Source organism: Halodesulfovibrio sp. MK-HDV (assembly GCF_009914765.1).
Classification (GTDB): domain Bacteria; phylum Desulfobacterota; class Desulfovibrionia; order Desulfovibrionales; family Desulfovibrionaceae; genus Halodesulfovibrio.
The window spans coordinates 67,156-77,865 of record NZ_WYDS01000021.1 but is presented as its reverse complement, the minus strand read 5'-3'; the positions used below and the strand labels follow the sequence as shown (position 1 = coordinate 77,865).

Below are 10,710 nucleotides of genomic sequence, written 5' to 3'. Positions count from 1 at the left end.
CTTTTTATCAAAGCTCCACTTGGCTCGTAAGCCCCGTGTCGAGTTGGCGTTTATGCCAGCTCACATCGACTCAGTCAACAAGTTTTTAAAATAAATTATCATCTTATAAACTTGCTAGAGCCCTGCTCTCTTTTCTCAAGCGCAGAAGTATTTTATACGAAAAAGACACTCTCGTGTCAACAATTTTCCAAAAATAAATTCTTCGTCACTTTCGCGTCGAAAGCTGTGTTGCTGCCTCATCTGCAGCGGAGAGGGAATCTACGCTCTTTTATTCACAAGTCAACACGTTTTTTTATTTTTCCTTACACTACGCTTTTAACATTCTGTTTTTACGTTATATATTTTTTCAATTTGTCACTCGACCACGTTGTATCTTATAATCTGGCGTACTATTCAAAGATGCGCTACACACTCCCATATACATAAGGAGAGCAACATGGGTTTTTTAAACGCCAGTACTTCATTTACTCGATATAAGATTACAGAGCCTGTTCCTAAAGAGCTCTGGCCAGAAATTCCTGAGAAACTTCGCATGTTTTCCTTCAAAGAGATTGAAGACTCTGCCGAGGAACGTGGTTGGGGCTGGGTGTGTTTTGACGACATGCTTGATTCCCACTGGCACACAGCGCCACCAGAAAAAGGTGCTTACCTTACCTTTTCTTTACGCCTCGACACACGACGTATCCCTGCGGCTGTTATGAAAAAGCACGTTGCAATTGCGGTTCGTGAAGAAGAGCGCAAGGTCAAAGAGCAGGGAAAGAAATACGTTTCCCGCGAACGTAAGAAAGAATTAAAAGAACAAGTACAGTTAAAACTTCGTGCACGTAGTTTTCCAGTACCTGCTGAATTCCATGTTGTATGGAACATGCAGAATAATGACGTATACTTTGCGTCTACCCAGTCTAAGATGTTAGAACTATTCGTAGATTACTTTGCACAGACCTTTGGTGTCGATCTCGAGCCGATGACTCCATATTCCCTTGCGATTTCACTTTTGGGTGAAGATGCCGCTGAAAAACTTGATACACTCGAACCGACTAACTTCGCATAGGAGACATCATGGCTGATTACCTTGGTCAGACTACAGACATTATATTAGGTCAGGAATTTTTAACCTGGCTATGGTTTAGAAGCGAAGTGACAAACGGCAACTTCACTTCTAAAGAAGGACGCCCTTACAACTTATATGTTGAACAGCGTGTTTCCGTTCAGGGCGGCGAGGGCGAAACGCTGGAAACAGCGACTGTGTCCGGTAGCACATCCGAACTGAAGGAAGCGCGGCTTGGCTTATCCATGGGTAAAAAAGTTACCCGTGCATTGATTCGTATTGAACAAGACACAGAAGCATGGCAACTTACATTAAAGGCAGAAGATTTTTCTCTTGGCAGTCTCAAGACTCCTAAAGTTGAAAAAGCCGATGCCAACGAGGAAGATGACGTTGATGGTCCTTTCCTCGAAAAAATCTTCCTTATCGAAAGCTGTCTTACGCTTCTGGATGATGCGTACAGAACCTTCTTAGAATCACGTCTTTCCAATGACTGGACTGGAACTGTTCAAAAAATGGGACAGTGGCTCAGCAACTCGGAGTAGTACCCTACTATGGAACATGCGCCAGCGAGCGAGGTAACTCCTTCTGTTATCCTCCGCCGCGTCTTATACAAAGTTTGTAAGAAAATTGGCATGACTATGCTGATTCTCTTCGGCATTACGGTCATAAGCTTTTGGGTTATTCACCTTGCTCCCGGCTCTCCTACCGATTTACAGACGACATTGAATCCACAGGTGGGTGCGGCAGCCCGTGCCCGCCTTGAACGTCTGTATGAACTGGATCAGCCAGTGCATGTTCAATATTATAGATGGGTCAAACGCATAGTGCAGTTTGATTTCGGTAAATCCATGTCCGGTGACAATCGACCGGTATGGGATAAGATTAAGGAACGAATGCCGCTCACCATTGGCATGAACATTACTTCCCTTATACTGACGTTACTCTTTGCTATCCCCATCGGGGTGGGAGCCGCCTATTATCAGGGCCAATGGTTTGACAAGGCGAGTACAGTCTTCGTCTTTATCGGGTTTGCAATGCCCGGATTCTGGCTCGCGCTGTTGTTGATGCTTTATTTCGGAATATATCTGCAATGGCTCCCCATCTCCGGCCTTACGTCGCTGGATTATGACAGCCTGTCTTTCTGGGGAAAGATGGGCGATCTAGCACGCCATCTGGCTATGCCGATCTTTATTTATACATTCGGAAGCCTTGCCGGGATGTCACGCTTTATGCGTTCCTCCATGCTGGAAGTGTTGAGACAGGATTTTATTCTTACAGCCAAAGCTAAAGGGCTACCGCTGCACACTGTTATCTATAAACATGCGCTGCGTAACGCCCTGCTTCCGGTCATCACAATTCTTGGTCTTTCTATTCCAAGCCTTATCGGTGGCTCAGTTATTATTGAATCAATATTTGCTCTTCCGGGGCTCGGACAACTTTTCTATACATCCGTTCTTGCACGTGACTATCCAATGATCATGGGGAACCTTGTTCTTGGTGCAGTGCTCACGCTGGCTGGTAACATGATTGCCGACCTCTTCTACGGACTTGCCGATCCACGTATCCGCAACACGGGAGGTGGTGCATAATGATTCCAATCACCTCACGTGCTTTCTGGAGTAAATATGGAATGCTTACGATTGGCCTAGCCATTGTGGGCGTTATGACGCTTGCCGCGATTCTTTCTCCGCTCATTTCACCGTTTAATCCTGATGCATTAAATCTCGACCTCATTTTACAGCCGCCATCAAGCGGACACCTCATGGGTACTGACGCCCTCGGGCGTGATGTGCTTTCTAGAATGCTTCATGGTGCACGCATCTCTTTGTGGGTAGGATTTGTGGCAGTAGGTATTTCTATATCTATAGGGTTGGTACTCGGACTTGTTGCCGGTTACTTCCGCGGCTGGGTCGATGAAACGATAATGCGTTTTGTTGACGTTATGCTCTGCTTTCCATCATTCTTTCTCATCCTCTCAGTTATCGCTTTCCTTGAACCAAGCTTGATCAATATAATGATAGTGATCGGACTAACCTCATGGATGGGTGTCGCTCGACTTGTACGAGCAGAAACTTTGAGCTTGCGGGAACGAGACTTTGTCGCAGCATCCCGTCTAGCCGGAGCATCATCAGCACGGATCATTGCACAACACATTCTGCCAAACGCCCTTGCACCTGTACTTGTATCTGCAACACTCGGTGTTGCTGGTGCAATCCTCACAGAATCCGCTCTCAGCTTTCTAGGCCTTGGTGTTCAGCCACCTACAGCGAGTTGGGGCAATATGCTTCTGGAAGGGAAACAGGTATTGGAAATTGCGCCGTGGCTTTCAATGTTCCCCGGCTGCGCTATTCTTATTACGGTGCTTGGCTATAACCTACTTGGTGAAAGCCTGCGCGACCTACTTGACCCGCGTTTGAAACGATAGTCCCCTGAAAAAGACGACTGCCACAGATTGCCAAAGCTTACAGCTCTGTATATGAATATCTGTGCGGCAGTTTTACAATCTTTCTTAATAAATAATTACAGGCTATTACAATGCTCGAACTTCTCCGAATACGTCACCTTGCGTTAATTGACGATATGGAACTTGAGTTTGCCGGAAGAATGAATGTTCTCACCGGCGAAACAGGCGCCGGTAAAAGTTTTATTCTAAAGGCACTTAACTTTCTTACAGGTGAAAAGATGCGTGCGGACCTTGTCCGTGCCGGTGAAGAAAAAGCACAGGTAGAGGCTATTTTTCTCATTGATGGTGAAGAATACATCATCCGCAGAGAACTTGTAGCTGCTACAGGACGTAGCCGCCTATATATTAATGACAAGCTGAGCTCACAGGAAACCATCCGTGCGCTTAAGCCTAAGATGCTCGTCCATACCAGTCAGCACGGGCAGCAACAGCTGCTGCAACCAGCATTTCAAGAAAAGCTGTTAAACGGTTTTATCCAACGCCCTGAGCTTCTTGAAAAACGTAATACAATTCTGAAAAAGCTACGTGACATTGCAGCACAGCAGGTCGAGCTTCGGGAACGCGCACGTTCTTTAGAAGACAAGCGTGATTTTCTTGAATTTCAGCAAAAAGAAATTGCGAAAGTAGCACCTCAGGCTGGAGAAGAAGACGATCTCGAAGCCAGAAAGCAGGAAACCCGCGAACAGGGATTGGTTCAAGAAGCTGTAGACCACACGTTGGGTCTATTTTACACAGATAGCGGCGCACTGGACGACGTCATAAGCCGTCTTGAAAACAGCCTTGATAGTGTTTGCCGCTACATTCCGGAATACAGACCTGATGTCGAACGCATCTTGGAATTTCGTCACACTCTGGGTGAGGTCGAAACACGCCTGCGCAACCAGCCAATTGCCAGGCCAAACGAAGATTCCATTGAAGAGATTGAAGCACGTCTTTACGAACTGTCCCAGCTTAAGCGAAAACTGAACCGTTCTATTGATGCTATTGTGAATATGCAGGAAGAGATTGAAGAGAACCTTTCTTTCCTCGACACATGTAAGCTCGATTTGATCCTTCTTGAAAAACAGGAAGATGAATCAAGGGTCATACTTCAAGAAGTTTTACAAAAGATAAACAAACTACGTGAAAAAAAAGGTGCTGAACTCTGCCGAGCCATTGAGGTTGAGTTAAAAACACTCGGGTTCTCTGAACATGTTCATGTAGAATTTGATTTCACACCTACCGAAATTTACTCAGAATGCTTTGAACACAAAGCTCGTCTCATATGGGTACCAAACCCGGGACAGGCACCACAGCCATTGGATAAAATTGCATCCGGCGGTGAACTATCCCGATTCCTGCTTGCAGTCGTAGGTTTAATGAACAAAGACGAAACGCCAACATTAATTTTTGATGAAGTGGACGCCGGCATTGGCGGCATCACGCTCAACTATGTTGCTGATGCGCTGACAATGCTTGCCGAGCGCCAGCAAATGCTTCTCATCACTCACTGGCCACAGCTTGCAGCACGAGCTGAAAAACACTTCCTCGTACGTAAAGATGTCCGTAGCAGTGCAACCTTTACGAGTTGCGATGCTCTGTCCGAGACTGGAATTCGAGAAGAATACGAACGAATGGCCGGTGGCGGTCAGCAAGGTGAAGTACTCGCGCGCCAACTACTAGGAACTGGATAAAAAAAGCCGCTTCATACATGAAGCGGCTTTTTTTATCTTAACCTAACTAGGTAAAACTTGTTTTTCTGAACAATAGGTTACCTAAAATTCAATATTCACATTTGCTGTAACGCCCCAAGTATCGCTAATATCCTCTGCACTGCCTGTACGATTGTGCGCACTAGTGTAAAATTTCATTCTCCGTGCAAAAACATACTGCGGTCCAAATGAAAATGTTATGTTTTCCATACATTCCCAATCTGCAAACAAAGATACTTTTGCTTCTCTTTTTTTCACATATCCGTTTTTTGCGACATCACTGCTGCTGGAGAGTTGATATACGCCGCTTTCAAGCCCGATATCTACCCGCAGTGCAAAACTGTCGGAAAAACGATACGCCACATTTGATACAGGGAAGGCCAATTTTACTACCCATTCATCATAGCTGTACTGAAAACCAAGTATTGGTAACACATTCCAATCGAGAGGGTTATACCCCGCCACTACACCAATTGTTACAACAAAATTTGGGGAGAATGCGTAGTTATAGCCCACAAGACCGGCAAGCGTTATTGAGTCACCGGTAATAGCATCTTCAAACTGTGAAGATGCCTGGGCAAAATAAACAAGAAAGTTCTTCGCATCAAAAACATAGCGATTCCCGTATCCAACACCGAACTTCTGTAACGAATTCCATGGGGTATTACTTCCCTTAACAAAATCGATATCTGAACGGTTATTCCAACTGTAGGTCTCGTTCTCGTATATTACAGAAAAATTATACGCCGTAACTTCCACCGCTGAATTCACTGTTGAAAACGAACCTGAAGAGTCATCAAACTCTGCATCGCCCAAATATGCTGAATTTATTGATACGGTAAAAGTTGTTTCCTTTTCCTGAGGAGCATCTTCTTCGGCAAAAGCATTACAGACCAACAAGAAGCTAATAATAACGGTGTACATTAGTAGTTGCTTTTTCATAACGACTCACCCATTTTAAAATATAGCATGCAAAATGAAGGATCACTTGCGAACAGTCATCAGTTCACCCAGAACAAAGACAACCTAACTACTATACAAAGAATCACACATAACAAATTAAAATTATTTGTATTTATCTATTTTAGAAAACTTATAAAACGCCATACACTTGTTAGGCTTTTTTGCATAAAAAAAAGTCCCACTTATAAAGCGGGACTTTCGTACTATATTTTTGAAAACCTAGTCAGCTACGTCTTCTTCCCGTAACTTCAAGTTGATTTCCATTCGGGCAACATTGACCTCATAGAGCCAGACTTTTACGACCTGTCCTAAAGCAAATCTACGGGCTGTTCGTTCACCTAACAGCTCGTTTCGTTCTGAAACATAGACATAGTAGTCGTCATCAATGCCGGATAACCGCACCATGCCTTCTGCCATCACTTCTTCCAGTTCTACCCAGAAGCCGAATTCTGCAACGCCGGATATAACGCCTGTAAATTCAGCGCCAACCTGACTCAACATGTACAACGCAGTAACACGCTTCAAGATCTCGCGTTCTGCTTCCATTGCAACACGTTCACGCTTGTTGAGGTGCTCACCAATAGTCTGAATTTTATCTATACCACGGATATTTTCATACCCTTTCACTCTCAATGCATGTTTAAGAGCACGATGAACAATAAGGTCTGCGTAACGACGAATCGGAGATGTGAAGTGACAATAGCACTCAGAAGCAAGACCAAAGTGAGTCTGATATGTTGGCGTGTATTGCGCCTGCATCATGGTTCGGAGTGTAAGGCGGTTTACCACAAACTCCTGCTCTGTTCCTGCTGCAATCTTTAATACACGCTGCAAATTTTCCGGTGTCGGTTCATTTGGGAATGCTTCACCAAGGTCGGTGCGATGCAGCATCTTAAACAATGCATTAAGCTTATCCATTTCAGGTGCTGGGTGAATACGATACAAGAACGGAACTTCAGCTTCTGTAAGGAAACGTGCAACGGCCTCGTTTGCGGCAATCATAAATTCTTCAATCATCATATGACCGAAGTGACGGGTCTTACGATCAATGGCAATAGGATCGCCAGCAACGTCAAAAGTTACTGCTGCTTCCGGCACATCAAAGTCGAGACTTCCGCGATCGTTACGCTTCTGTTTCAATGCTCTTGCAAGCTCTTCAGCCCGTTCAAGCATAGGTAAGACCGGAGAAATCACTGCCCGTTCTTTTTCATCCTTATCCAGCAATGCACGTTTCACCTGATCATATGTCAGACGTGCTTTACTCTGGATAACTGCCGGATAAAATTTAGACTTACCGTAACTACCGTCTGCAAAGAAGTACGTTTCTGCCACCATAGCCAAACGTGGCACACGTGGATTCAAACTACACAATCCATTAGACAGCGCTACAGGGAACATAGGTTCCACAGACTGCGGGAAGTAATAAGAGTTCGCGCGCTCTACAGCTTCTTCATCCAGAACGGAATGTTCCGGCACGTAATGACTTACGTCTGCAATGGCTACCCATAAACGGAAGCCGTCTCGCTGCTCTTCCACATATACCGCATCATCGAAATCTCGAGCTGTTTCACCGTCAATAGTGACAAAATCGAGATTTCGCAGATCGATGCGATCTACAAAATCTTCTTCAGACGGCACACCAGGCAAATCTTTTGCAGCATTAAGTACAGCATCAGGAAAACTTGTAGGGATGTCGTGGTTAAGTTTAACCAGACGTTCCTGTACATTTCCATCTTCCTCATCGCCAAGGCTTTCGAGGATTGTTGCAGCCCATAAACCGGACTCAACCTGTTCGTGCGGCTCTACTACAAGTAATTCATTCTTCTTTGGACGACGCTCCAGAGCATCACCCGTAGCAAGAATAGAGAAGTTCAGGCGTGACTCTGTCGGACGACAAATAAAGCCACCCTTGCCCATCTTTTTGATGACACGACAAGTGATAGTGTCGCGGGCACGCTCAAGAATACGGACAATACGTCCTTCCTGATTTTTGCCTCTGTTACCCGGCAGCAATGTCACGACAACCGTATCACCGTGCATTGCGTTACCAAAAGAAGACGGTGCAACAAAAATATCTGCACGTCTCTTATCATCCGGCAGAACAAAGCCTACACCGGAACGCTGCACCTGCAATTTGCCGGTGATCATGTGTAAATCTTTAGTCAATCCCCATGCACCACCGCGCAAACGGATAATCTTGCCATCTTTTTCGAGAAACTCAATCATCGCCTCAAGATCACGCCTCCAACGCTTGCTCAAATGCATAAAACGATAGAAGTCATTCATCTTCACGGGGCGTTTCACTTCGCGAAAAAGCTCGATTATATCTTTGGGGGAAATCGGGCATTCACCGGATTTCTGTTTTTTCTTTTTTACCATTATGTATGCTTATACCTTTAACAATTGTTACTGGAAAGTTTGTAACTATCCGACATTGTCACTGGTTATTGTTATATTATTTTTCGTTTTTTAAAACAGGTCGCGGAGTTGATGTAGCAACAGCCGGTTTCTGTTCTTGTTTTTGTTTTTTTCGAGTACTGGAAGTTTCGCGCATCGCGTCCCACTGTTCCGTCCACCAATCGGTAAACGTTTTGCCAGTAAACATGGAGTCGCCAAACTTAGTACGCAAAGCGAATGTCCAAACTTCAATCCCTAAGACATCTGGAACCTTCACAGCGTCTTTAGGCGTACAAACCAACGGCAAACCAACATTACCCATTTCAGCAATTTCTGCTTCTGTATATGTATGATGATCTGCATAGCGCTGATGCTTATACGGGGAGCGTCCCATAAATTTCTTAGCAGTTTCTTCTACCTGAGCAGGTTCGCCAACTCCGTTGAATAGAATATAGTTTTCCAATGCTACAGGTAGATGCTTTTCTTTCGCCTTTTCAAAGACTTCCGTCGCAGCCTCACTTACCGGAACTAACCGCTGTGGGACTAAAGAAAAACTAAAAACAGGCACACCGTACTTACCAAGCCTCTCTTTTATGACACTTTTAAGAGGCGCAAGCGAGTTTGTTTTTATTAAAAAAACATGTGCCTGCGACAAAGCGCTTTCATCTTCTCGCCATGAGCCGGCAGGGATCACTCTATCCCACTCAGTGGTCAAATCGTCCGGCTTAAGCAGCACCAGATTTAAATCTCTTTTTACCGCAAGGTGCTGAAAGCCATCATCCAACACTACTAATTCAGGTCTAAAACTTTTTTCTGCCCATGCTCCGGAACGCATTCGGATCGGGTCGACAACAATATGTGCTTTGCGATGTGCATTCGCTAGCATTACAGGTTCATCCCCCGCCTGTGCTACTGTACTGTCGGCAGTAACCAAGTACGGTGTTTTCGGCGGTGAAGCCTTGTATCCACGAGTAAGTACAACCGGTGAATAATGATTTCGTTCCGCCCACTCAAGCAACCAGCCTACTACCGGAGTTTTACCACTGCCCCCCCAACTAATATTCCCCACTGAAACACAAGGTGCTTTTGGAGAAAACTGCTCTTTTGCGCCCGCCTCATATTGTTTTCGGCGATACGACATGACAAAAGAATAAATTTTACTGAACGGATATAAAAGTGGGAACAGTGCACGCTGCACTGGCAGTGAAGACATAACCTCTCCTGAGAGCTTTCAGTTGCAATAAGTAAGTGTATTCGATGTCAGAAAATATGTCTCATGTAAAAAAAGGAGAGCCGTTGCAGGCCCCCCTTATTTCATCAACTATGTGCGAATTTCCAAAAGAAACTAATCGCGGCTCGCTCCGAACAAACGAAGCAACATGAGGAACAAGTTAATAAAGTCGAGGTACAATGTAAGCGCGCCAAGGATAGTACCACGGCGAACTGCGGTTGCATCATTGGCAGGCATGGATTCGCCCATTTCTGCAAGACGCTGTGTATCGTACGCGGTTAAACCGGTAAATACAATTACGCCGATAGCGCTAATTACAAGCTGCATTACGCTAGAAGCGAGGAAGATGTTCACTACCATTGCGATAATGATACCGAACAGTCCCATCATCATGAAACTGCCCATGCTGGTCAGATCACGCTTGGTTGTCATACCGTACAAACTCATCGCGCCAAACATACCGGCAGCGGTGAAGAATGCAGAAAAAATAGTACTAGTAGCGTACACAAGAAGAATGACGGACAACGTCACACCGTTCAATGCGCTATACAGTAGAAACAATCCGGTAGCAGAGCCAGCGGACAGTTTAGAAATACGGGCGCTCAAGTACATGACCAAACCGAATTCAGCAATGATCAGCCCGATAAAGATGAATTGGTTACTGAAAACAAGCTGCTGGATGGCAGGTGATGTTGCAGTTAAAAATGCAAATACAGCGGTCACAAGAAGACCCAGCATCATCCAGCCATACACGCCACGAAGATACGCGTTTACAAGCTCAGCACGGCGTACATTAGGTGCTGCTGCGTTACGTCCTAACATTCCATCCTCCGGAATTGTTTATATTCAATTTATACCGTTTTTTTAAAATACGTAAAATCACGGTATCAAGCTCACACCTGTATTGCAAGTTTAT

Annotated in this window: 9 protein-coding genes; 5 read left to right on the top strand and 4 right to left on the bottom strand. The window is 45.0% G+C overall.

Annotated elements, in window-relative coordinates:
- Positions 1 to 436 precede the first annotated feature (436 nt).
- From rdgC to MKHDV_RS15620, 5 genes are all read left to right on the top strand, one after another.
- On the top strand, positions 437 to 1,051 hold the full coding sequence (gene rdgC / locus MKHDV_RS15640; protein WP_160716929.1) for a recombination-associated protein RdgC: 615 nt from the start codon (positions 437 to 439) through the stop codon (positions 1,049 to 1,051).
- 8 nt (positions 1,052 to 1,059) lie between these two features.
- The gene (locus MKHDV_RS15635) at positions 1,060 to 1,590 is read left to right on the top strand and encodes a hypothetical protein (RefSeq protein WP_160716927.1); all 531 of its coding nucleotides are present in this window, start codon (positions 1,060 to 1,062) and stop codon (positions 1,588 to 1,590) included.
- Positions 1,591 to 1,680: 90 nt separating this feature from the next.
- The gene (locus tag MKHDV_RS15630; RefSeq protein WP_160716941.1) at positions 1,681 to 2,637 is read left to right on the top strand and encodes an ABC transporter permease; all 957 of its coding nucleotides are present in this window, start codon (positions 1,681 to 1,683) and stop codon (positions 2,635 to 2,637) included.
- Positions 2,637 to 3,473, top strand: coding sequence for an ABC transporter permease (locus MKHDV_RS15625; RefSeq protein WP_160716925.1), 837 nt, complete (start codon positions 2,637 to 2,639; stop codon positions 3,471 to 3,473). Before MKHDV_RS15630 ends, MKHDV_RS15625 begins: the two co-directional genes overlap by 1 nt.
- Before the next feature lie 110 nt (positions 3,474 to 3,583).
- A complete protein-coding gene (locus MKHDV_RS15620; RefSeq protein ID WP_160716923.1) occupies positions 3,584 to 5,185 on the top strand; it encodes a DNA repair protein RecN in 1,602 nt (533 codons plus the stop codon).
- Between the two features lie 81 nt (positions 5,186 to 5,266).
- On the opposite strand, the gene MKHDV_RS15615 is transcribed toward MKHDV_RS15620, so the two are convergent.
- From MKHDV_RS15615 to MKHDV_RS15600, 4 genes are all read right to left on the bottom strand, one after another.
- Positions 5,267 to 6,145: a hypothetical protein gene (locus MKHDV_RS15615; RefSeq protein WP_160716921.1), complete on the bottom strand. Its 879-nt coding sequence runs from the start codon at positions 6,143 to 6,145 to the stop codon at positions 5,267 to 5,269.
- 240 nt (positions 6,146 to 6,385) lie between these two features.
- A complete protein-coding gene (rnr, locus tag MKHDV_RS15610; RefSeq protein ID WP_160716919.1) occupies positions 6,386 to 8,545 on the bottom strand; it encodes a ribonuclease R in 2,160 nt (719 codons plus the stop codon).
- 76 nt (positions 8,546 to 8,621) lie between these two features.
- Complete coding sequence (lpxK, locus tag MKHDV_RS15605) at positions 8,622 to 9,776, bottom strand: tetraacyldisaccharide 4'-kinase (protein ID WP_160716917.1); 1,155 nt, start codon at positions 9,774 to 9,776, stop codon at positions 8,622 to 8,624.
- A gap of 132 nt (positions 9,777 to 9,908) precedes the next feature.
- Positions 9,909 to 10,616 carry a Bax inhibitor-1/YccA family protein gene (locus MKHDV_RS15600; RefSeq protein WP_160716915.1) on the bottom strand — a complete coding sequence of 236 codons (708 nt, stop codon included), beginning with the start codon at positions 10,614 to 10,616 and terminating at the stop codon, positions 9,909 to 9,911.
- Positions 10,617 to 10,710: the final 94 nt, after the last annotated feature.

Excerpts from the sequence above, each read along its gene's own strand:
- rdgC (WP_160716929.1), top strand. The coding sequence starts at position 437 with ATGGGTTTTTTAAACGCCAGTACTTCATTTACTCGATATAAGATTACA.
- MKHDV_RS15635 (WP_160716927.1), top strand. The coding sequence starts at position 1,060 with ATGGCTGATTACCTTGGTCAGACTACAGACATTATATTAGGTCAGGAA.
- MKHDV_RS15630 (WP_160716941.1), top strand. The coding sequence starts at position 1,681 with ATGACTATGCTGATTCTCTTCGGCATTACGGTCATAAGCTTTTGGGTT.
- MKHDV_RS15625 (WP_160716925.1), top strand. The coding sequence starts at position 2,637 with ATGATTCCAATCACCTCACGTGCTTTCTGGAGTAAATATGGAATGCTT.
- MKHDV_RS15620 (WP_160716923.1), top strand. The coding sequence starts at position 3,584 with ATGCTCGAACTTCTCCGAATACGTCACCTTGCGTTAATTGACGATATG.
- MKHDV_RS15615 (WP_160716921.1), bottom strand. The coding sequence starts at position 6,145 with ATGAAAAAGCAACTACTAATGTACACCGTTATTATTAGCTTCTTGTTG.
- rnr (WP_160716919.1), bottom strand. The coding sequence starts at position 8,545 with ATGGTAAAAAAGAAAAAACAGAAATCCGGTGAATGCCCGATTTCCCCC.
- lpxK (WP_160716917.1), bottom strand. The coding sequence starts at position 9,776 with ATGTCTTCACTGCCAGTGCAGCGTGCACTGTTCCCACTTTTATATCCG.
- MKHDV_RS15600 (WP_160716915.1), bottom strand. The coding sequence starts at position 10,616 with ATGTTAGGACGTAACGCAGCAGCACCTAATGTACGCCGTGCTGAGCTT.